General features: G+C 56.8%; 20 protein-coding genes. 12 read left to right on the top strand and 8 right to left on the bottom strand.

The annotated features are described in order from the left end of the window. Positions 1–840, bottom strand: coding sequence for a molybdate ABC transporter substrate-binding protein (gene modA / locus KFE13_RS03890; protein WP_260705866.1), 840 nt, complete (start codon positions 838–840; stop codon positions 1–3). Between modA and thrC the strand changes: the two genes are divergently transcribed. The 6 genes from thrC to KFE13_RS03860 all read left to right on the top strand — a co-directional run bounded on the left by thrC (position 825) and on the right by KFE13_RS03860 (position 6958). Further along, positions 825–2219, top strand: coding sequence for a threonine synthase (thrC, locus tag KFE13_RS03885; RefSeq protein ID WP_449240093.1), 1395 nt, complete (start codon positions 825–827; stop codon positions 2217–2219). The genes modA and thrC overlap by 16 nt on opposite strands. Continuing rightward, entirely contained in the window at positions 2216–3157 is a 942-nt protein-coding gene (gene thrB / locus KFE13_RS03880) for a homoserine kinase (protein ID WP_260705865.1), read from the top strand. Before thrC ends, thrB begins: the two co-directional genes overlap by 4 nt. Before the next feature lie 300 nt (positions 3158–3457). Next, the gene (gene trxA, locus KFE13_RS03875) at positions 3458–3790 is read left to right on the top strand and encodes a thioredoxin (protein WP_260705864.1); all 333 of its coding nucleotides are present in this window, start codon (positions 3458–3460) and stop codon (positions 3788–3790) included. Between the two features lie 119 nt (positions 3791–3909). Continuing rightward, a complete protein-coding gene (locus tag KFE13_RS03870; RefSeq protein ID WP_260705863.1) occupies positions 3910–5316 on the top strand; it encodes a hemolysin family protein in 1407 nt (468 codons plus the stop codon). Further along, positions 5313–6263, top strand: coding sequence for an ABC transporter permease (locus tag KFE13_RS03865; protein ID WP_260705862.1), 951 nt, complete (start codon positions 5313–5315; stop codon positions 6261–6263). Before KFE13_RS03870 ends, KFE13_RS03865 begins: the two co-directional genes overlap by 4 nt. A gap of 41 nt (positions 6264–6304) precedes the next feature. After that, positions 6305–6958 (top strand): hypothetical protein, encoded by a 654-nt coding sequence (locus tag KFE13_RS03860; protein WP_260705861.1) that lies wholly within the window; start codon positions 6305–6307, stop codon positions 6956–6958. Here the strand turns inward: KFE13_RS03860 and KFE13_RS03855 are convergent, their stop codons facing one another. Continuing rightward, entirely contained in the window at positions 6959–7417 is a 459-nt protein-coding gene (locus KFE13_RS03855) for a metallophosphoesterase family protein (RefSeq protein WP_260705860.1), read from the bottom strand. It lies immediately after the preceding gene. Positions 7418–7431: 14 nt separating this feature from the next. Then, positions 7432–8292 (bottom strand): ABC transporter permease, encoded by an 861-nt coding sequence (locus KFE13_RS03850; protein ID WP_260705859.1) that lies wholly within the window; start codon positions 8290–8292, stop codon positions 7432–7434. Between the two features lie 149 nt (positions 8293–8441). Between KFE13_RS03850 and KFE13_RS03845 the strand changes: the two genes are divergently transcribed. The 4 genes from KFE13_RS03845 (at position 8442) to KFE13_RS03830 (ending at position 12848) form a co-directional block, all read left to right on the top strand. Continuing rightward, positions 8442–9698, top strand: coding sequence for a glycosyltransferase WbuB (locus KFE13_RS03845; RefSeq protein WP_260705858.1), 1257 nt, complete (start codon positions 8442–8444; stop codon positions 9696–9698). 82 nt (positions 9699–9780) lie between these two features. Then, the gene (gmd, locus tag KFE13_RS03840) at positions 9781–10866 is read left to right on the top strand and encodes a GDP-mannose 4,6-dehydratase (protein WP_260705857.1); all 1086 of its coding nucleotides are present in this window, start codon (positions 9781–9783) and stop codon (positions 10864–10866) included. Between the two features lie 2 nt (positions 10867–10868). Further along, positions 10869–11846, top strand: coding sequence for a GDP-L-fucose synthase family protein (locus KFE13_RS03835; RefSeq protein WP_260705856.1), 978 nt, complete (start codon positions 10869–10871; stop codon positions 11844–11846). Positions 11847–11957: 111 nt separating this feature from the next. Then, the gene (locus KFE13_RS03830) at positions 11958–12848 is read left to right on the top strand and encodes a CAP domain-containing protein (protein ID WP_260705855.1); all 891 of its coding nucleotides are present in this window, start codon (positions 11958–11960) and stop codon (positions 12846–12848) included. Between the two features lie 15 nt (positions 12849–12863). Here the strand turns inward: KFE13_RS03830 and KFE13_RS03825 are convergent, their stop codons facing one another. From KFE13_RS03825 to KFE13_RS03810, 4 genes are all read right to left on the bottom strand, one after another. Beyond that, entirely contained in the window at positions 12864–13283 is a 420-nt protein-coding gene (locus KFE13_RS03825) for a VOC family protein (protein ID WP_260705854.1), read from the bottom strand. 52 nt (positions 13284–13335) lie between these two features. Beyond that, positions 13336–13692 carry a hypothetical protein gene (locus tag KFE13_RS03820; RefSeq protein ID WP_260705853.1) on the bottom strand — a complete coding sequence of 119 codons (357 nt, stop codon included), beginning with the start codon at positions 13690–13692 and terminating at the stop codon, positions 13336–13338. A gap of 92 nt (positions 13693–13784) precedes the next feature. After that, positions 13785–15233: an ATP-binding protein gene (locus KFE13_RS03815; protein WP_260705852.1), complete on the bottom strand. Its 1449-nt coding sequence runs from the start codon at positions 15231–15233 to the stop codon at positions 13785–13787. Positions 15234–15255: 22 nt separating this feature from the next. Then, positions 15256–16902, bottom strand: coding sequence for a response regulator (locus tag KFE13_RS03810; RefSeq protein ID WP_260705851.1), 1647 nt, complete (start codon positions 16900–16902; stop codon positions 15256–15258). A 249-nt stretch (positions 16903–17151) separates the two neighbouring features. Between KFE13_RS03810 and KFE13_RS03805 the strand changes: the two genes are divergently transcribed. Then, positions 17152–17808 (top strand): response regulator transcription factor, encoded by a 657-nt coding sequence (locus tag KFE13_RS03805; protein WP_260705850.1) that lies wholly within the window; start codon positions 17152–17154, stop codon positions 17806–17808. A 61-nt stretch (positions 17809–17869) separates the two neighbouring features. Here KFE13_RS03805 and pruA read toward each other — a convergent pair whose 3' ends face one another. Next, the gene (pruA, locus tag KFE13_RS03800; RefSeq protein ID WP_260705849.1) at positions 17870–19465 is read right to left on the bottom strand and encodes an L-glutamate gamma-semialdehyde dehydrogenase; all 1596 of its coding nucleotides are present in this window, start codon (positions 19463–19465) and stop codon (positions 17870–17872) included. 107 nt (positions 19466–19572) lie between these two features. On the opposite strand from pruA, the gene KFE13_RS03795 reads away from it, so the two are divergent. Continuing rightward, complete coding sequence (locus KFE13_RS03795) at positions 19573–20316, top strand: hypothetical protein (protein WP_260705848.1); 744 nt, start codon at positions 19573–19575, stop codon at positions 20314–20316. Positions 20317–20361: the final 45 nt, after the last annotated feature.

Raw genomic sequence — 20361 nt, 5'->3', positions numbered from 1 at the left:
CTACTTTACTGGAGCGAGGCCCATCTCGGGCAGACGAGCCTGCACCTCGGGCTTCAGCAGCCAGTCGAGGAAAGCGTGTGCGGCTGTTTTTTGAGTGGACTTCGCCATCACTACGGCGCACTGGATGATGGGGGCGTAAGAGGAGGTGGGTACGCGGACGAAGGTTCCGGTGTCTTTGAAGTGCTGTGTGCTGGCGGCGGTGAGCGAGATGAGCCCCAACTGCGCGTTGCCCGATTCGACGAACTGAGCAGCCTGCGAGATGTTTTCGGCGACAACGAGGTGCGGCTTGACGGTGTCGTACATGTGCATGCGCTTGAGGGCCATGACGGCGGCCTGTCCGTAGGGCGCATGCTGGTCGTTGGCGATGGCGATGGAGGTGGCTCGCTTGTCGACGAGGGAGTCGAGGGTGATGGGCTGGAGCGGTGAGTCCTTGCGCGCCCAGAGGACGAGCGTGCCGCGAGCGTATTGTGTGGGGGCGGTTGTATCGGCAAGGCTGGCGGCGACGATCTTTTCGGGGAAGACGAAGTCTGCTCCGAGGAAGAGGTCCATCGGTGCGCCGTTGAGTATTTGAGTTGTCAGATTGCCGGAGGAGCCGAAGGTGATGACGAGTCTTACGCCGGTCAGTTTCTCGTAGTCGGCTGCGAGTACGGGAAGGACGGGTTGCAGGTCGGCTGCTGCGGCTACGCGGATCTCTTTTTGTTGCTGCGCGTAGGCGTGTGGAGTCGTATTACTCGCAACCATGCAGCAGACGACTAATAGAAACCATTGCGCCAGCGAGCCCGCTTTTGGCCGGTTCTGCAATGTGCGATAACCTAAAAGAACCCATGAAAGTTGCGACACATCAGCTCCGATGCACAGAGTGCGGCGCCAGGATTGCCGGCAACGCTGTAAACAGCATATTCCGATGCCCTACGTGCAACGGTTTGTATGACGTGATTTATCCCTGGTCTTCGGTTCCTGGCGACGTTGCGTCAGCCTCCGGCCCGAAGCTGCCGAATGCGAGCGCGCTTCGCTGGCTGTGGCAGGAGAGACGCAGCTCGACGCTGCCGGTGGATCAGTCCGGTGTGTGGCGTTTCCGCGATCTGCTGCCCATTGTTGAGGATACGAGCGTGGTGACGTTGCGTGAGGGCAATACACCGCTCTATGAGCTTCCGAAGTCGGCGAAGGCGGTTGGCCTGGATTGGGTGCTGGCGAAGCACCAGGGGATGAATCCGACGGGTTCGTTCAAGGATACGGGCATGACGTCGGCGCTCTCGGTGGCCAAGGAGCGTGGATTTGAATGGGTTGCCTGCGCTTCGACCGGCAATACCTCGGCAGCGATGGCTGCGTATGCGGCCCGGGCAGGGATGCGCTCGATCGTTTTTATCCCAGAGGGCAAGATTGCCTGGGGCAAGCTGTCGCAGTCGATGGACTATGGCGCGTTGACGATCCAGCTAAAGACGGACTTCGACGGCTGCGTGCGCGTGCTGACTGACCTGGTCACGCGCTTCCCGATCATGCTGCTGAACTCAGTCAATCCGTATCGCCTGGAAGGGCAGAAGACGCCTGCATTTGAGATGGTGGAGCAGCTGGAGTGGCAGGTGCCGGAGCACGTGATTGTTCCTGGCGGAAACCTCGCGAATGGCTCGGCGTTGGCCAAGGGCTTTGCGGAGATGCATCACCTGGGCCTGATCCCGCGCGTTCCGAAGATCAGCATTATTCAGGCCGAAGGCGCCAATCCGCTGTATCGGACGATCACGGAGAACGGTGGCGCAGAGCTGATTCCGGTGAAGGCGAATACGCGCGCTACTGCGATCCGCATCGGGAATCCAGCATCGTGGCGCAAGGCGCTGCGTGCTCTGCAGACGACGGGCGGCTGGTGTGAACAGGTTTCGGAGCAGGAGATTGCGCTGGCGAAGGCGGAGATCGGCGCTGAGGGAATCGGCTGCGAGCCTGCATCGGCGGTAACGCTGGCCGGGTTGAAGAAGCTGGTGGCGCAGGGCAAGATCGGCCGGGAGGAACGCGTGGTGCTTATCCTGACAGGTCATACGCTCAAGGATTCGAACTACACGATCGACTACCATCGCGGCGAGCTGTTTACGGCGGAGGAGACGGCAGAGATTTCGGCTGCCGACCAAGTGCTGCATGCGGCCCTGCGGAAGCCTCCTGTTGTGCTTGAGGCCGACACGGATACGGTCTTCCGTGAGCTGGAGTCGCAGATGAAGCTGGTTCACGCATGAGCTCTGCGGTGACGGCTTTTGCTGGCCCGATTCATCTTCGGTTGCCTGCGACTTCGGCGAACCTTGGGCCGGGGTTCGATTCGCTGGGACTGGCGATGGCGATGTACCTGACCATTGATGCTGAGGTCTCGAAGACGGGCGACTTCCATATCGATGCGACGGGCCGGAATGCCGATCTGTGCTCACAGGTGGAGAACAATCTCATCCTGACGACCTATGTCGATGTGCTGGCGAATGCAGGGAAGCTTTCGCCACGCCTCCATCTGCGCCTGCATAACGAGATTCCTTTGGGCATGGGATGCGGGTCGAGTGCAGCTGCGCTGGTTGCGGGGGTGATGCTGGCGAATCACTTCGGGCAGCTGGGCTGGCCGCCGGCTCAGGTTCTGGAAGAGGCTTGCCGCCGCGAGGGGCATCCGGACAATGTTGCGGCGTGTTTTCTTGGGGGCATGACGGTTTCGTCGGTCTACAAAGGGGCCGTTAAGACAGCGACATACAACGAAAATATCAACTGGAGCCTTCTGCTGGCACTGCCTTCGGCAAGCCTTTCTACCAGCAAGGCCAGGGCGCTGTTGCCGGAGCGGTATTCTCGCGCCGATGTCGTCGCCAATATTCAGGCGACGGCACTGCTGGTGTCGGCGTTTGCGCTTGGCCGCGGCGATCTGCTGGCCGCAGCGATGCAGGACAGGGTGCATCAGCCTTATCGCATGGAGGTTTGTCCGTTGCTACCGAGGCTGCTTCCTCTGGCTGGCAGTGGAGGCGTGCTTGGAGTCGCGCTGAGTGGGGCTGGGCCGTCGGTGCTTCTGATTGCAGAGGGCAATACCTCCGTTCCAGCGTTGCTTCCGGTGATCCGAGAAGCAGCGTGCGATCCCGATCTGGAAATTGTTCAAACTACTGTTTCCAAAGGAGTTGAGTCTTCCCTTGGAGCTGAAATACGGTAATAGCCCCAGTGGTTACCTAAGATTACTTTACGTTTGAACAGAAAGCTCTTACTGTTTCGCTTGTGGGCAGTTCTGGGGAGGGCTGCTACGCCGCCCGTTGACCTCTTCTACTAAGAGGTCCGGGCGTTTCCTCTTTAAGCGACTAGCTCGGAAGTGACAGGTGTCGTTTGAGTTGCGGCTACTTTTTCAACACCTGTAGCCTGTTCTGAAGCGTTAGCGCCCCTTATGCATCTATTATGGTGTAGATTGCTCGGCTCAAGACGGGTGGCAATCGAGAGAGCAAATCTAGGGAGGAAGTAAATGGCAGGACAGTTTGTAACCGAAGTGAACGATGCGAACTTTGAGAAAGATGTTCTTCAATCAGAGCAGCCTGTACTGGTGGATTTCTGGGCAGCCTGGTGTGGACCGTGTCGTGCGCTCGCTCCTGTCGTCGATGAAGTTGCCAGCCATTATCAGGGCCAACTGAAGGTCATGAAGATGGATGTGGACGCCAACACCCAGACCCCGATGCGTTATGGCATCCGTGGAATTCCGGCGCTGTTGCTCTTCAAGGGCGGCAAGGTTGCTGAGCAGATTGTTGGGTATGTCCCCAAGGACACGATCGATAAGTCGATCACCAAGGTTCTTGCGTAAGAGCAAATGTTGCCAAGGAAAGCTGGCCCGGCTAGATGCCGGGCCAATTTCTTTTAAGGATTGGGCTATCGCGGATAAGGAGTAAACCGTGTGGCCCATAGCCGTTACACTGACTGTAAATGCTTGAATGGATACTCTTCCGCGTCATTCTGGTGGCCTTCTTTATCCTGGCCAGCAGCTTCTTTGTCGCGGCTGAGTTTGCTCTGGTCAGCGTGCGTGAGACACGTATTCAGCAGTTGATCACGCTGGGGCGTCCGGGAGCGCAGACGGCGCTCAAGCTGAAGCATTCTATCGATGAGTTTCTACCTGCAGTGCAGCTTGGCGTCACGCTGGCTTCCCTGGCGCTGGGTTGGATTGGCGAGCCCGCGGTTGCGGAGATGATTCTTCGCTTTGCGGCAGGAGCGATGCATCGTCTGCCTGCCCATGCGGAAGTCTATGCGCACACGATCGCTGTGGTTCTTGCCTTTGCCTTGATTACCTACTTCGAGGTGCTGCTGGGTGAGCTGGTGCCGAAGTCGCTTGCGTTACAGCGAGCAGAGCGGATTGCGCTGGCGGTCTCGGGGCCGATGGACGTCTTCATTCGTATTACGCGGCCGGTCGTCAGGTTGATGAATGGCTCGGCGACCATTGTGCTCAAACTGTTTCGTGCGCCATTGCATGGCGAAGGGGCAGTGCATTCTCCGGAGGAGCTGAAGCTGATTGCCACGGCGACGCGTCGCATGGGGCTGCTTCCTGTGTTTCAGGAGGAGATTATCCATCGCGCCATTGAGCTGAACCACGTTGTGGTGCGTGAGATTATGACGCCGCGCGGCAAGATATTTTCTCTGCCGGCGGACATGCTGATTGAACAGGCCAGTGCCAAGATCGTCGAAGAACAACACTCGCGTATCCCGGTTTACGATCCAGCGGCCAAGGGCTCTGGCATCGACAATATTGTGGGCATTGTTTATTCGAAGGATGTTTCGCGCTTTATGCATCTGCGTTCGGTTGCCCTGGCGCTTGGGGGCAGAGGGCAGTCGGGGTTGACATTGCGAGCCATTATGCGGCCTCCGACGGTGGTGCCTGAGACGAAGCTGGCTATTGATTTGTTGCAGGAGTTCCAGCTGCATCGCCGTCAGATTGCGATTGTGGTCGATGAGTTCGGATCAACGGCTGGGATCGTGACGGCGGAAGACATACTGGAGCAGGTGGTTGGCGAAGTGGACGACGAGTTCGATGTGACGCGCTCGGCGCTTCCGAGTGCTACCGGTGTGATGTCGCTCGATGGCTCGACCAGTCTCCGGGATCTGCGGACGCAGTTGCACTGGCAGTTTCCGCGCGAGGCAGCGGTTGAGACACTTGCAGGTTTTCTACTGACGCAGCTGGGTCATATTCCTTCCAATGGCGAGAGCGTCGAGTACGATGGGCGCCGCTTTACGATTGCAGAGATGGCAGGGCATCGCATCAACCGCATCAACGTAGAGCCTGTGGCCTCGCCGATTGACTATGCTCCGTACGAGGAAGAGAGCAGGGAAGCGACGCAATGACTTTCGCTGCGATCTGGCGTCCATTGCGACGCGTCTTGCTGACGTTGCCGGTGCTGTGGGTCGTCGTCTCGGTCGTCTTTCTGCTGATTCATCTTGTGCCGGGCGATCCGATTGTGCAGATGCTGGGCGAGGGCGCTACGGCTTCGGATGTGAGTGCGCTGCGTCATGCTTACGGACTGGATGCGCCGTTGATGGACCAGTATGTCCACTATTGGCGCGGCATTCTTCATGCGGATCTGGGGCAGTCGCTTCGCCTGCATGACTCGGTGCTGCACCTTGTGTTGCAGCGCTATCCGTATACGCTGGCGCTGACACTGGCTGCGCTGGTGATTGGCGTTGCTGCTTCGATTCCGGCGGGAATTTATTCAGCACGCCATCGGAACCGCTGGCAGGATCGCACGGTGGGCGTGATTTCGCTGGTGGGACTGTCGTTTCCTAACTTTGCTCTCGGTCCGATTCTCATTATTGTCTTCTCGATCACGCTTGGGTGGCTGCCGGTCTCGACTGCGGGTTCAGGGGGCGTGGTGGATTTTTTGTTGCATCTGATTTTGCCTGCGCTGACCCTTGGGCTTTCGCTGGCGGCGGTGCTGACACGCATGGTGAGGACGGCGATGCTCGAAGAACTTGGGCAGGACTACATTCGCACGGCACGCGCGAAGGGGCTTGGTGAGAATCAGATTGTTTATCGCCATGCCTTGCGTAATGCTCTTATCCCGATCCTGACGGTGATTGGTCTTCAGTTCGGCTCGTTGCTGGCAGGAGCGATTGTTACGGAGACGATCTTTAGCTGGCCGGGCATTGGGCGTCTTACGCTGTCGGCGATTTCGAATCGGGATTATGCGCTTGTGCAGGGATGCATTCTTGCTGTGGGGCTGACTTATGTTGCGGTCAATCTGCTTACGGATATTGCTTATACGATTGCGAATCCGCGCATACGCGACAGCTAGGATGTGAGGTTGCGCTGTTGATATGCTTGTTTGCAGGCGACATGAAGACATCGTTCAGGGCGAATCTTCCGTGGATTTCAGTGCTTGCTTTGCTGGTAGCGCTGGCTGTAACCGATGTTGCGGCGCAGACACGTACGGCCTCATCTGAGGCGGTCGCAGATCCTGCTACTCCTGCAGCTTCAGCTTTTTATGACAGCCGTTATGGCGTGAGCTTCAAGGTGCCTGCGGGCTGGACACTGACACGCCACGATGCGGAGATGAGCACATTCGGCCTGGATGTTCGCACGGCTCCCTCAGCAACCAAGATGCGCGCTCTGGCGACGATTGCCTTCAATCCATATCCCGCTTCCACATTTTCTGGTGCCCTCTTCTACTTCAGCGTTACGCCGGGTTCGACGGAAGCGCAGTGCAGAAATCAGGCCCTGGCGCAGGCTCCCAGAACTGTTGCGACTGCACAGGTAGGCGGCGCGTCGTTTACGCATGGCTATGACGAGCATGGGACGATATGTACGGAATCGAGAGATGAGATATTCACGGCGATGAGAGTGAATGCATGTTATCGCTTCGATCTGGTGATCAACAGTTTTTGTGGGGGCGAGGTCAGCGGCGTTCGAGATATTACGCCAGCTCAGTTGAGTGGAGTGCTCAAACGCCTGCAATCCATCCTCGACTCTGTTCGCTTCGACTCGAAATAGCTATACGGCCAGCTCAATGATTCGTGCGGCTATTTCTGTTTTCGTAATTGTCATCAGTGCAATTGATACTGGAAGCCTGAATCTTCGTGGCCCTGCGCTTCCGGGATTCAAGTACATCACTCCATCTTTGTGTTCGATGAGTGGCTTATGGGAGTGGCCACTGATTACGACGGAGATGCCTGCGGCCTTCGGGTGAATGTCGAGGTCGTGGATGGAGTGCAGCATGTAGATAAGGTGCTCTTCAAGTTCGATTGCTTCTGTCGCGGGGAGTGCGGCGCAAGGGCCGTGCGTGTCCACGTTGCCGCGAATTGCTGTGACGGGAGCAATCTTCGCGAGCGCTGTCAGGATGTCTGGATTGCCAACATCTCCGGCGTGCAGAATGTGCTCGGCTTCGGCGAGGGCAACGTGCGCTTCGGGGCGAAGCAGACCATGCGTATCGGAGATCACACCTACCAGCATCGATATCTCACCTGTTACAGGCCGCTGCGCAGCCTTGTGCGAGGGTCCATGAAGTCGCGTAGTGCATCGCCTATAAAGTTGAATGAAAGCACGCAGAGCATAACCGCCATGGCAGGGAAGCAGACCATGTGCGGTGAGTCGAAGAGATGAGAGCGCGCGTCGTTCAGCATCGATCCCCAACTGGCGGCGGGGGGAGGAACGCCGAGTCCCAGGAAGCTGAGAGTTGCCTCTGCCATCACGGCGGTTGCCATGCCGATAGCCGCTTGAACGATCAGAGGCTGTACGATATTCGGCAATATATGCCTGCTTATAATGCGGAGGTCCGAAGCACCTAAAGCTCGGGCGGCTTCGACGAACTCCCGTTCCTTGACGGCGATGACCTGTCCTCTTACGAGTCGCGCATAACCGACCCATCCGGTGATGGCCAGGGCGATGACGACATTCTTTAGCCCCGGCCCCATAAACGCGACAAACGCGATTGCCAGCAGGATTCCAGGCAGGGCCATGAAGGCGTTCATCAGGTAGACATTGATGACGGTATCGAGCCATCCGCCATAGAATCCAGCGGCGCAACCGGCGAGCAGGCCGATGGCTAGTGAGAGTCCTACAACACTTACGGCTACGATCAACGAGATTCTTGCGCCATAGATCGTTCTCGAAAGGATGTCCCGGCCAAGCTCATCGGTGCCGAACCAGTGTGTTGCGGTTGGGCCTGCGAGGCGTCCGTGCAGATCAAGCGCCGCCGGGTCAGCAGGGGCCAGCCAGGGAGCAAGCAGAGCGCAAAAAAGAAATACCAGCAGAAAGAAGATGCCTACTGCCGCCAGGGGTTGGCTTTGTATGCGGCCAAGCAACCTCTGCTTGATACTATGTCTCATATAGATAGTTTCAGCATGAAGTGTAAGCACCTTAAAATGCAACCGTACGAGTTGCGCAAACGAACGAAAAGTACCTTTATTCCGACTCCATTTATCCCCTCGGGAGTTCTGTTGAACACTGAAGTCTTTTTCAGCGCGGGCTTACGCTAGTGCGCATACTTATCTACGGTCTCAATTATCAGCCCGAACTGACGGGTATCGGGAAGTATACGGGCGAGATGTGCTCGTGGCTGGCCTCGCATGGTCACGATGTTCGTGTCGTGACAGCGCCGCCCTATTATCCGGCGTGGAAGGTTAGGGAAGATTATCGCAACGCCTATCGCATTCAGCGAGCGAAGGGCAAGGCGACGGTGTATCGCTGCCCGTTGTATGTCCCTGCCAAGCCAACAGGTCTCAAGCGGATGGCGCATTTGGCGTCCTTTATGCTGAGCAGCCTGCCTGTGCTGCTCTGGCAGGTCTTCTGGAAGCCGGACGTTGTCTTTACGGTTGAGCCGACGTTTTTCTGCGCTCCGGTAGCTTTGCTTGTCGCGGCGACGACAGGTGCGGCATCCTGGCTTCATGTGCAGGACTTCGAAGTAGATGCGGCTTTTGATCTTGGCTTGCTGCCTGCGCAGGGACCCATCCACGATCTGGCGCTCGCTCTGGAAGAGCCGATTATCAAAGCGTTCAGCCGGGTCTCCAGTATTTCGACCAAGATGGTGGAGCGTGCTCATGCGAAGGGCGTCGATTCTTCGCGCACCATCCTCTTTCCAAACTGGGTCAATGTAGATGAGATCACTCCTCAGCCGATCGGCGTCCCGAATAGCTTTCGTAAGGAGCTGGGCCTTGAGGGTAAGTTCATTCTGTTGTATTCGGGAAACATGGGCGCAAAGCAGGGGCTTGAGATTCTTGCTCCGCTCGCAGAGGATTTTGGCCCCGGCGGTCCGGACGAAGACCCGCGCGTCCATTTTGTCTTCTGTGGTGATGGAGCGTATCGCGCTCAGCTTGAATCTCTGGTGGCGCATCTGCCGAACGTGACTCTGCTGCCGCTGCAGCCCTATCTGCGACTGAATGATTTGCTCAATGCGGCCGATGTTCATCTGCTGCCGCAGCGCGCAGGAGCGGCCGATCTGGTGATGCCGTCGAAGCTGACGGGTATGCTTTCAAGCGGGCGGCCTGTGATCGCTACCGCGGAACCGGATACACAGGTGGGCCATATCATCGGAGGAACGAGCGACGAAGATGCCTGTGGAATTATTGTGCCGGCAGATGATGACTCCGTTCTGCATGCTGCGGTGCGCAAGCTGGTCAGCGACGAACCGCTTCGCCGCTCTCTTGGAGAGAACGCGCGTCGTTATGCTGTGGAGCATCTTGGCAGGGAACAGGTTCTTGAGCGCTTTCAGCGTGATTTAGGTGAGCTTGTCTGATTACTGTCGGGTGTTGCGTAGGAAAGGATAGGCTTCAGATAAACTGATTTTGGCCCACCTCGGTTCAGAAGGAGAGTTGCGTTTGAAGAAAGCCCTCATCACAGGAATCACTGGTCAGGATGGAGCATATCTGGCCGAATTTCTTCTTGGCAAAGGTTACGAGGTTCACGGTATTAAGCGCCGTAGCTCGTTATTCAATACCAATCGCATCGACCATATCTATGAAGATCCTCACTCGCCGCATCCGCAATTTTTTCTGCACTACGGGGATCTGACGGACTCTTCTTCGCTGATCCACATCGTGCAAAAAGTGCAGCCGGATGAGATCTACAATCTGGGCGCGCAGTCTCATGTGCAGGTTTCGTTCGAGCAGCCCGAATATACAGCTGACGCCGATGCAATTGGGCCTCTCCGCCTGCTGGAAGCGATCCGCATTCTCGGGCTTGAAAAGAAGACGAAGTTTTATCAGGCATCGACGTCAGAACTGTATGGTCTGGTGCAGGAGATTCCTCAGCGCGAGACGACTCCGTTTTACCCGCGATCGCCGTATGCCGTGGCCAAGATGTACGCCTTCTGGATTTGCGTAAATTATCGCGAGGCCTACGGCATCTACGCGTGCAACGGAATCCTGTTCAATCATGAGTCGCCTCTGCGGGGAGAGACTTTTGTTACGCGTAAGATCACTCGTGGACTTTCGCGTATTGCTGTCGGTTTGCAGGAGACACTTTTTCTCGGAAATCTTGATGCCAAGCGTGATTGGGGACATGCACGCGACTACGTTGAGATGCAGTGGCTGATGCTGCAGCAGGAGAAGCCGCAGGACTACGTTATCGCAACGGGCCGTCAGTACAGCGTGCGCGAGTTTGTGCAACGTTGTGCTGCGAAGCTTGGCCTTGAGCTGACGTGGCAGGGAAGCGGCGTTGAGGAAAAAGCCATCGATCAAAACGGCAAGGTGGTTGTTGCCGTCGATCCGCGGTACTTCCGCCCGACAGAGGTGGAGACGTTGCTGGGCGATCCGTCCAAGGCGCAGCGTGAGTTGGGCTGGACGCCGCGTACCAGCTTCGACCAGCTTGTCGAAGAGATGATCTCGGCTGACCTCAAAGCGGCGCAGCGTGATGCGCTGGTTCGGCAGCATGGATTTGACGCTTACAACGTTCGCGAGACATAAACATGAAGAAAGACTCCCGCATCTACATCGCCGGTCATCGTGGGCTTGTGGGCTCCGCGATTCATCGTGAGCTGGAGCGCCTGGGCTACACGAATATCCTGACGCGGACGCGCGCAGAGCTGGATCTGGTGGATACGGAAGCGGTGAATAATTTCTTTGCACAGGAGAAGCCAGAGTATGTTTTTCTGGCGGCAGCGAAGGTCGGCGGTATCCTGGCGAATAACAACTACCCGGCTGACTTTATTCACGACAACCTTATTCTTCAGACCAACATTATCGATGCCAGTTACAAGAATGGCGTGGACCGCCTGTTGTTTCTCGGCTCTTCCTGTATCTATCCGAAGATGGCTCCCCAACCGATGCCGGAGTCATCGCTGCTGACCGGACCGCTGGAGCCAACCAATCGCCCGTATGCGCTGGCCAAAATCGCTGGAATTGAAATGTGCTGGAGCTACAACCGTCAATACGGCACAAGGTATCTCGCAGCGATGCCGACGAATCTTTATGGACCGGGTGATAACTATGATCTTGCCAACTCGCACGTTCTTCCGGCGCTGATTCGCAAGACGGCTGAAGCGATAGCCAACAATGCTCCGACGGTGACCGTCTGGGGGACTGGCACGCCTAAGCGTGAATTGCTCTACTCGGACGATCTGGCCCAGGCATGTGTTTTTCTTATGGCTCTTGAGGACGCTACATACGGCAAGCTGCTCAATGAGGCGGAGCCTCCCCTGATCAATATTGGTACAGGTGAAGACGTTACGATCCGTGAGCTGGCGGAGACGGTTGCACGTGTGCTCGGCTATAAAGGCGAGCTTGTCTTCGATGCGACCAAACCGGATGGAACTCCGCGCAAGTTGATGAATGTGGATCGTTTGCATTCGCTTGGCTGGCACCATACGACCTCGCTGGAAGAGGGAATCCGACGTACGTGGGAGCAGGTTCGAGGAAGCCTGCTGCAAACGGCTGATTCCAGATAGCTTCGAGATCCTATTCTTTTTCTAAGTCATAGTTTCCCCTCCTGATTCCTTCCCTTAGCCCTTTCTGATAAGCGGCGTAACACGAAGGTGGTATTAACCACCGCATTTCGCATGCCTAACATCGCAGAAGATGCAGTCGATAAACGACTTGGGATCGATGTGATGGGACAGAACACAGGCACCGCGACAACAACGTCGAATCGCAGAAATGATTTCTTTCTGCGGGTTGCGCTTCTGCTGGGCGCATCCGTCTTTGTTCCGTTGCCCGGTGTTGCGGCGACGCCGACTGCGATGGCGCCTCCCAACGTGGCTGAGCAGTACCTGCTTAACGCGGCCAATAGCGAGCGTGTTGCGCGTGGTCTTCCTGTGCTGCACAGCGATCCGACTCTTGCGCAGGCTGCTTACTTTCATGCTGTGCAGATGGCCGATCATGCAGACATCTCTCACCAGTTTCCAGGAGAACCTGCGTTGCCTGAGCGGGGAATTCAGGCAGGCGTTCGCTTCTCTCTGATTACCGAGAATGTCGCTGAAGCTCCGAATTCCACGCTGGTTCACACCATGTGGATGCAGTCGCGGGGGCACCGGGAAAATCTTCTTGATCCTGAGGTCAATGTCATTGGTATTGCCGTCGTTGTACGCGGCCACCAGTTCTATGCTGTGGAGGATTTTGCCTCTACTGTGGAGCCAATGAGCTATGACGCGCAAGAGAACAGCGTATCTTCTCTGCTGAGCAGTGCAGGTCTTGAGGTCGGGGCCAGTGACCATACCAGCACGCTTGAGGATGCACGCCGCACCTGCAGCCTGGAGTCGGGCTATGCCGGCCATGACCATCACCCGTGGTTCATCATGCGGTATACGGCCGATCGTCTTGACCAGCTTCCGAGTCAGCTGACGAAGCGCATCAGTAGCGGTAAGTTCAGCAAGGCCGTTGTCGGAGCCTGTCAGGACACAACCAGCGGTTCATTTACCGCGTACAACATCGCGGTCCTTCTCTATCCCTGAGCCCATTGAATAGGCTTACTTCGCAAAGAGTTGGTTGACGTCAGCAAACGCCTTGAATTCCAGTGCGTTTCCAGCAGGATCAAGAAAAAACATTGTTGCCTGCTCGCCTGTCTCGCCCTTGAAGCGAATGTAGGGCTCAATCACAAACTGGATATCCGCCTTTCGAAGACGCTCCGCCAGCGCCTCCCATTCCTGCATCGAGAGGACGACACCAAAGTGTGGCACGGGAACGTCATGGCCATCGACAGGGTTATGATGCAGCTTCTCAGCATCTGCTGATGGCTTCAGATGCGCGACGATCTGGTGGCCGAACAGGTCAAAATCTATCCACTGCGATGAACTGCGTCCTTCGGGGCACCCTAGCGTCTGCCCGTAGAATGCACGCGCGGCGTCGAGATCATCGACAGGGAAGGCAATATGAAAAGGCGAAGGCATCGATCATGTCTCCTGCTATGCAGGATACCGCGGTCGATGCCTTCACGCAGGTTCATTGCTGGCGATAAAAGCCTTTGTCGTATCCGCGGAGATAGGCGTTCCTGAAATAGCTTTGATAGGGCCCGAACGGTCCCAGGCGTGGATCGTAGCCCGGTGTGTCGTGGAAACTGCGGTCGCGTTTCGGATGATAGCCCCAACCGTTGTAAGCATCTCTCGCTCCGTCATCGACTCCTGAACGGAAGCCGTTATGCTCGGCCTGCTCAACCAGTGAAGGGACGCTTTGAGGAGGAGGTGGTGGAGGTGGAACGTAGTACGCGCGCTGCTGGGAACAGCCACTCACAAACAGCATAGCTGCCAGTGGAAGAGACGACAGGACGCTGAAGCGTTTCATTGGGAGAACCTCGCTCATCTATCCGCTGTTCCATGTTTGGAGACGCGGTTGATGGTGGAAACGCGAGGTGAGAGAAAAGGTTTTGAACAAAAAAGTTGCGGAGAGAACCGCTATTTTGGCGCGCTGGGGAGTCGAACGACAAACTCCGTGTCTCCAGGCTCTGAAGTGAAGTGAATCGTTCCGCCGTACTGTTCGACGATGCGGTGCACAATGCCTAAACCGAGTCCCGTACCCACTCCAAGCGGTTTGGTTGTGAAGAACGTGTCGAAGATGTGCGGCTGGCTCTCAAGCGGGATGCCACTCCCGTTATCGGTTAAACGAATGCAGATGTCTGTGCGTTCGGGATTGGAGGGTGAGGGCTCTGCCCAGGTTTTTACGGAGATCTTGCCACGCTGGCCGACGGCATCAATTGAATTGTCCAACAGATTCGTCCAGATCTGGTTTAGCCCGGTGCACTCGCTCTGCAGTGGAGGCAGCGGCGAGAAATCCTTTTCCACGACGATCTCTTTCTCGCGCATCTTATGCCCCAGAATCAGCAGCGTCGCATGAATGCTGTTGTTTACGTCGACCGACTGTTTCAGGCCCTTGCCCTCATAAGCGTACGACTTGACCGCCATGACCAGATCTGTCACGCGTCCAATGCTCTCTTCGATAGCGCCTACCAATTGCATACTGGAGGCCATCGCCTCGATCCAGTTCAAGGCATCGGAGAGAATCGTGCCTGGAAACTCCTGCCGTGCGCACTGAAGATCCTCAGCCTTCATGCCAACAGAAACCAGCGTTGGCGCCATCTTCCAGGCATTTTCGATGTTGGATTCTTCCATCCACTCAGCCAGCTTTTCTTCCGCATCGCTTTGTTCGAGCGAGTTCATGACGATTGGCTGTTTGGCGGAAAGAGTGTGTTCCTGTAACTCGTGCAGGCATTCCTTCTGCTCTCGGTTCAACTCTGCTTTACTGAACTTTGCCGAAAGCTCATGCATTCGCATCAGGTTCGATCGCAGTTGCGAGGCTGCTCTGCGCGCCGCCGCTCCAGGGTTGTTCAGCTCGTGCATCAGTCCGGCGGCCAGAGTGCCCAGCGACGCCATCTTCTCCTGCTGGAGGGTCGTGCTTTGCATCTTCTGGAAGCGCTTCGCCATGTTGGCCAGAATGGCCTGCCGCACATCGGGGCACGTCGTCATCAGGCTCCAGAAGGAGTCCTCGCTGAACTGGACCAGATGGCAGTGGTCCTCTGCCGTTAAATTGACGGCATTGGGAATATTGGCCAGTAAAGGAAGCTCACCAAAGGCATTTCCGCTGGGGATGGAGATCATGACCATCTCTTTGCCTTCAGGCGTCGTCTGCGAGACGGTGAGTTCGCCTTCAAGAAGCACCCAGAAGTAGTGGGCTATCTCTCCCTGCTTCACGAGGACGTCGCCCTTTTCGAGATAGATCTCCTCAAGGCCATGCAGACAGCGAAGTTCCTCGTCCTTCAGGGAAGAGAAGATGGGAGTGGCTCTCAACTGCGCGAAGAGAGTCTCGCTGATTGTTGCATTCTGGACGGCCTGGGAGTGTTCGCTCATCGGTCTTTAGAAGATATGCCTTTCAAAGTGTTGCGAGATACTGGTGAACAAATTGGATTGCAATAGAGCCCTCGCCAACCGCCGAGGCGCATCGTTTTACGGAGTTATACCGCACATCGCCAGCGACGAAGATACCTGGCACGCTGGTCTCCAGCAGATATGGGTCTCGGTCGAGCTTCCAGCTTCCGGGAGCTTTTGTCTTCAGATCGGGGCCGGCAAGAATGAAACCCTTGCTGTCCAGAGCGATTTCTTTCGGCAACCAGTCAGTCTTCGGGGCAGCGCCGATAAAAATGAATAGGGAACTCGTGGAGCGGTGCTCTTCGCCGCGTGGCGTCTTCAGTTTCAGGCACTCCAAGTGTCCATTGCCGGTCATCCCTTCGACTTCTGTAAAGGTCTCCACCACGATGTTTGGGGTTCCCTCGATCTGGTCGATCAGATACTTCGACATGCTCTTCGTCAGCGATTCGCCGCGGACCAGCATGTGTACCTTATCCGCATAACGAGCGAAGTGCATCGCCGCCTGGCCGGCCGAGTTGGCGCCGCCTACGATGTAGACCGTCTCGTTGGCGCAGCCCATGGCCTCGCTTAGAGCCGCTCCATAGTAGACCCCTGCGCCGTTGTATTGCTCCGCGCCGGGAACATCCAGCATGCAATACGCTACGCCGGTGGCAACGAGACAGGTGTGGCAGGTGATTTCCTGCCCATCGCTCATGGTGACGATCTGGTAGTTGTTCTCGGAGCGGATGCAGTTGACCCTCTGCAACAGGAACTCGGCTCCCAGCCGGGTGGCCTGCAGATAGGCTCGTTTAGCCAGCTCTTCGCCGCTGAGGCCAGAAGGGAAACCCAGGTAGTTCTCAATCCTGGAGCTGGAACCAGCCTGACCGCCGGGAGCATTCGGCTCCACGATGAGTGTCCGCAGGCCTTCTGATGCGCCATAAACGCCAGCGGCCAGACCGGCAGGTCCGGCACCCACCACAACGATGTCGTAGAACTTTTGCTGCGCCTGCGTCGGCATCCCCAGCTTGGCGGCAAGCTGGGTTGAACTGGGTTGAATCAGCGCTGTGCCGTCACCAAAAAGGACTACGGGGAGCTTCGCGTCATCGACGCCTTTTTCCTTCAGGAGAGTCTGCGCCTCAGGCGATTGTTCGGGATTCAGCCACTGGTAGGGGATGCGATTGCGAGACAGGAAGTCGCGTACGGCATGATCCTGCGGGGACCACCGCAGGCCGACGACGCGGATACCCTCGAACGGCGGCTTGTATCCCTGCTTCCAGGCCTCAAGAAGGTCGTCCAGAACCGGATACAGCTTCTCCTCGGGTGGATCCCAGGGTTTGTTGAGATAGTAGTGAATTTTGGCCGAATTGATCGCCCGGATTGCCGCTTCGGTATCGGCATAGGCCGTCAGCAGGACGCGCTTTGCGTCCGGATAGATGGTCAGGGCCTGCTGCAGGAAGTCGACGCCCGTCATTCCGGGCATGCGCTGGTCCGAGAGGAAGAGCGCGATGGTGTCACCCCGCTCCTTCAACTGCCGGCAGATATCCAGCGCAGCGCCACCTGAGGCCGCGCGGACGATACGGTAATCCTGGCCATAGTGATGGCGCAGATCCTGGACCACGGCCTCCAGAACGCTGGTGTCATCGTCGATGGCTAGCAAAATGGGCTTCGGCATACCTAAGTTATACTTCGCCGACGGCCTTCAGCGCACACCCGGCTTAGGATTAGATTGTGTACTGTGAGGAAACGGTGCAAAACTCACCGCGGTCCGCAAACAACCATAGACCATGATTTAGTCATCTTCTTTAGGAGCAGGAGATAGCGCTTTTGTCCTAATTGAAGACACAAGCCCTAAAAGAGCGAAAAATCGCCGATGAGAGTCTTGCGGGGCATTCATGATCCCGCCGTAGGAGACAGGGGACACATGAACCGCATTATTCTCGCCGATAATCAGGCGATCTTCCGAGCTGGCGCTGCCCGTATTCTGGTTCTTGAAGAAGACATGCGCATTGTTGCGCAATGCGAGGATCTCAACCGCCTATGGACCGCTCTGGATGCTAATCGTGGGGCGGCCGTTCTGGTGGCGTCGACTCTTCGTCCGGATTTGCAGCAGCTCGCTGAACGCATTCGGACCGGAGGACATCGCCTCGTTCTGATTGTCGAGAATTCCGAACAGGTTGCCGACGCTTCTGCACTTCTGGCGGAGGGCATCGTCAGCCGCAGTGTGCCTGCCACGGACCTGGTGGATTGCATCCGTCGCGTCTCCCGGGGACAACGCTATCAGCAACGCACCAATGTGACTGCGATCCACTCCGGCGATGCCGTGGGGGCGCGCGTACGCGACCGGCTTACTCCGAAAGAGATGCAGATCGTAGCTCTCATTGTGCAGGGCTGCAAGAACAAGGAGATCGCCGCTCAGCTTGGCACCAAGGAGCAGGTCATCAAAAACTACCTGCGCGGCATCTATGACAAGACAGGCGTCTCCGACCGCCTTGAGCTTGCTCTCTTCACCATTCATCATCGCGTTCTAGCCGAGGCTGCCGCCAAGGCCGGCACGCTGATTGAGATGAAGACCGCCTGATAGTTCCATTCATGGAAAAGCCCGCTTTTACGCGGGCTTTTTGTTTTGGCGGGAAAATGTGTCAGCTGAGCTTCTCGGCGATGCTTTTTGCCTGTGTAAACAACAGCAGGTAATCGGCGCCGCCCGCCTTTGAGTCGGTGCCGCTCATGTTAAAGCCGCCGAAGGGATGCGCGCCGACCATGGCTCCGGTGCACTTACGGTTGAAGTACAGATTGCCTACGTGGAACTCTTCGCGTGCACGATCCAGCTTCTCGCGTGAGGTGGAGTAGAGAGCGCCTGTCAGACCATATTCGGTGTTGTTGGCAATCGACAGCGCGTCGTCGAAGTTCTTCGACTTGATGATCGCCAGTACCGGGCCAAAAATCTCCTCCTGCGCAATCCGGGCTGTTGGGCTTACATCGGCAAAAACAGTCGGCTGGATATAGTAGCCACCTTCCTCCGTCTGGATGGCACTGCCACCATTCAGCAAGCGGCCTTCCTTCCTTCCGATTTCGATGTAGCTCAGAACCTTGTTGTACGACTTCGGGCTGATCACTGGGCCGGTATAGATGTTTTTCGCCGGATCGCCGGTTTTGATTTCGGCGACACGCGCTTGTAGCCGCTCGCAGAAGATGTCGTAGATGCGCTCATCGACAATCGCCCTCGAGCAGGCCGAGCACTTCTGGCCGTTGAAACCGAATGCGCTCGCTACCACTCCCTCGATGGCGGCATCGAGATTTGCATCCTCATCCACGATGATCGAATCCTTACCACCCATCTCGAGGATCGTGCGTTTGATGAAGATTTGTCCTGGTTGCGTCTTCGCCGCGCTTTCGTGAATCTCCAGCCCCACGGCCTTCGACCCCGTAAAGGCGATAAACCGCGTCTGTGGATGTGCGACAACGGCTGAGCCGAATTCCGGCCCTTCACCCTGACACAGATTGACAACGCCATCCGGCAGCCCAACTTCCTCCAGCAGGGCAAAGAATCTCGCAGCAATCGTCGGTGCATCGACGGAAGGCTTGAGAATGACCGTATTGCCACACACGATCGCTGCTGCCGTCATGCCAGCCATGATGGCGAAGGGGAAGTTCCACGGTGGAATCACTGCACCCACGCCCAAAGGAAGATAGCGAAGCTGGTTGCGCTCCCCGGGGAACTGGATCGGTGTCTTCGCGGCATCCAGCTTCAGCGCCTGACGCCCATAGAACTCCAGAAAGTCGATCGTCTCGCCCACATCGGCATCTGCCTCGGCCCAGTTCTTGCCAACCTCCAATGTCAGCCACGCCAGGAACTCAAACTTTCTCTCACGAATCAGGTCGGCTGCGCGAAACAGTAGAGCGGCGCGGTCGGATGCAGACGTTTTGCTCCATGCCGGAAATGCTGCCAGCGCAGCTTCGACTGCCTGTTCGGCCAGGTCGGCTTCGGCCCGCTGGTGAATGCCGATCACCTGCTTCGGGCGGGCTGGATTCACCGAGATAATCTTGCTCGCTGTTCTCAGCCTTTTGCCACCAACGACGTTGTCGTACTCCTGCCCCAACATACTTTCGACCTTGGCCAGCGCGTCTTCCATGGCCCGCTTGTTTTCGGCTGTGGAAAAGTCGACAAAGGGCTCATTGGCAAACGGTGTCTCTGCGGTACGGAGAAGGGTAGGAGGGGCGATATCAGCGGTAGCCATAGCTATCTATTTTATCGCCGATTCAAGGAGAAGATCGTGTCCAGTACTCGGAGGATGGTCGAACCACTGGCAGGATTTTGCCCGATATCCATTACCCTTAGAGACGCATGCCCGGAGACCCCACATCTGATCTGCAGCCTCAAGCACTGGAAGCGCTTACGGCACTCTTTGCGCTCAAGTCGGATTGGGCTGGCTCCCTGGTTCTCTCTATCGGCCTTAATGCGCAGGGCCGCGCATTCGCTATCGCCTCGAATATTGCGGGGGCGGTCTCTCTTTCCATCGACAATTCGCCAGACGATATACGCGAGGTGGTCCGTACTGGCGCCGTGGATTTCGTCGTCAATACTTTGGACGAAGCCATTCGCGCGATGAAGAACGAGGTCCGCAAGCGTGCTCCGCTATCGGTTGCTCTGGCTGCTAGTCCTTCCCGTGCTCTGGCTGAGATCGTCTCTCGTGGTCTCGCTCCTGCGCTGGTCACAATCTTTACCTCTACTCAAGAACTCGAGCCAGTTGTGGCCACATCTTCTGAGGCTTTTAAGGAACTGGGGGCCACGCTCATCGACTTCACGGCGACTTCTCATGTTCCGGGATACAGATTGGCAGGCGAGTTGATTGCTTCCATCACCCGCCCGAATGGCTGGGAACTCTCTACGTTGACGTTCAACTCCTCTGCCGAGCAACGTGCCTTCGATACTCGAGCCGCGGCGATGCTTGCTCCAGGTGATCATCTCCGCCGTCGCTGGCTTGATGCCGTGCCACGTATTCTCCAGCGGCAACGGCCTTCCCAGCGTTCACTTTGGCTGACACCGGCAGAAGCAGAACAGTTGCTCTCGGCAGAAAAGCGCTCGTAAGGATTCGCCGGTAATATCATCTTTATCTCTGATCTTGGATGGGGC

Source organism: Edaphobacter flagellatus, from assembly GCF_025264665.1.
GTDB lineage: Bacteria > Acidobacteriota > Terriglobia > Terriglobales > Acidobacteriaceae > Edaphobacter > Edaphobacter flagellatus.
Note: the sequence above shows the minus strand (reverse complement) of the source record. Positions and strands in the feature narration are given on the sequence as shown.

Coding starts and splice junctions, on each gene's coding strand:
- thrC (WP_449240093.1), top strand. CDS start 825: ATGAAAGTTGCGACACATCAGCTCCGATGCACAGAGTGCGGCGCCAGG.
- thrB (WP_260705865.1), top strand. CDS start 2,216: ATGAGCTCTGCGGTGACGGCTTTTGCTGGCCCGATTCATCTTCGGTTG.
- trxA (WP_260705864.1), top strand. CDS start 3,458: ATGGCAGGACAGTTTGTAACCGAAGTGAACGATGCGAACTTTGAGAAA.
- KFE13_RS03870 (WP_260705863.1), top strand. CDS start 3,910: ATGCTTGAATGGATACTCTTCCGCGTCATTCTGGTGGCCTTCTTTATC.
- KFE13_RS03865 (WP_260705862.1), top strand. CDS start 5,313: ATGACTTTCGCTGCGATCTGGCGTCCATTGCGACGCGTCTTGCTGACG.
- KFE13_RS03860 (WP_260705861.1), top strand. CDS start 6,305: ATGAAGACATCGTTCAGGGCGAATCTTCCGTGGATTTCAGTGCTTGCT.
- KFE13_RS03855 (WP_260705860.1), bottom strand. CDS start 7,417: ATGCTGGTAGGTGTGATCTCCGATACGCATGGTCTGCTTCGCCCCGAA.
- KFE13_RS03850 (WP_260705859.1), bottom strand. CDS start 8,292: ATGAGACATAGTATCAAGCAGAGGTTGCTTGGCCGCATACAAAGCCAA.
- KFE13_RS03835 (WP_260705856.1), top strand. CDS start 10,869: ATGAAGAAAGACTCCCGCATCTACATCGCCGGTCATCGTGGGCTTGTG.
- KFE13_RS03830 (WP_260705855.1), top strand. CDS start 11,958: ATGCCTAACATCGCAGAAGATGCAGTCGATAAACGACTTGGGATCGAT.
- KFE13_RS03825 (WP_260705854.1), bottom strand. CDS start 13,283: ATGCCTTCGCCTTTTCATATTGCCTTCCCTGTCGATGATCTCGACGCC.
- KFE13_RS03820 (WP_260705853.1), bottom strand. CDS start 13,692: ATGAGCGAGGTTCTCCCAATGAAACGCTTCAGCGTCCTGTCGTCTCTT.
- KFE13_RS03815 (WP_260705852.1), bottom strand. CDS start 15,233: ATGAGCGAACACTCCCAGGCCGTCCAGAATGCAACAATCAGCGAGACT.
- KFE13_RS03810 (WP_260705851.1), bottom strand. CDS start 16,902: ATGCCGAAGCCCATTTTGCTAGCCATCGACGATGACACCAGCGTTCTG.
- KFE13_RS03805 (WP_260705850.1), top strand. CDS start 17,152: ATGAACCGCATTATTCTCGCCGATAATCAGGCGATCTTCCGAGCTGGC.
- pruA (WP_260705849.1), bottom strand. CDS start 19,465: ATGGCTACCGCTGATATCGCCCCTCCTACCCTTCTCCGTACCGCAGAG.
- KFE13_RS03795 (WP_260705848.1), top strand. CDS start 19,573: ATGCCCGGAGACCCCACATCTGATCTGCAGCCTCAAGCACTGGAAGCG.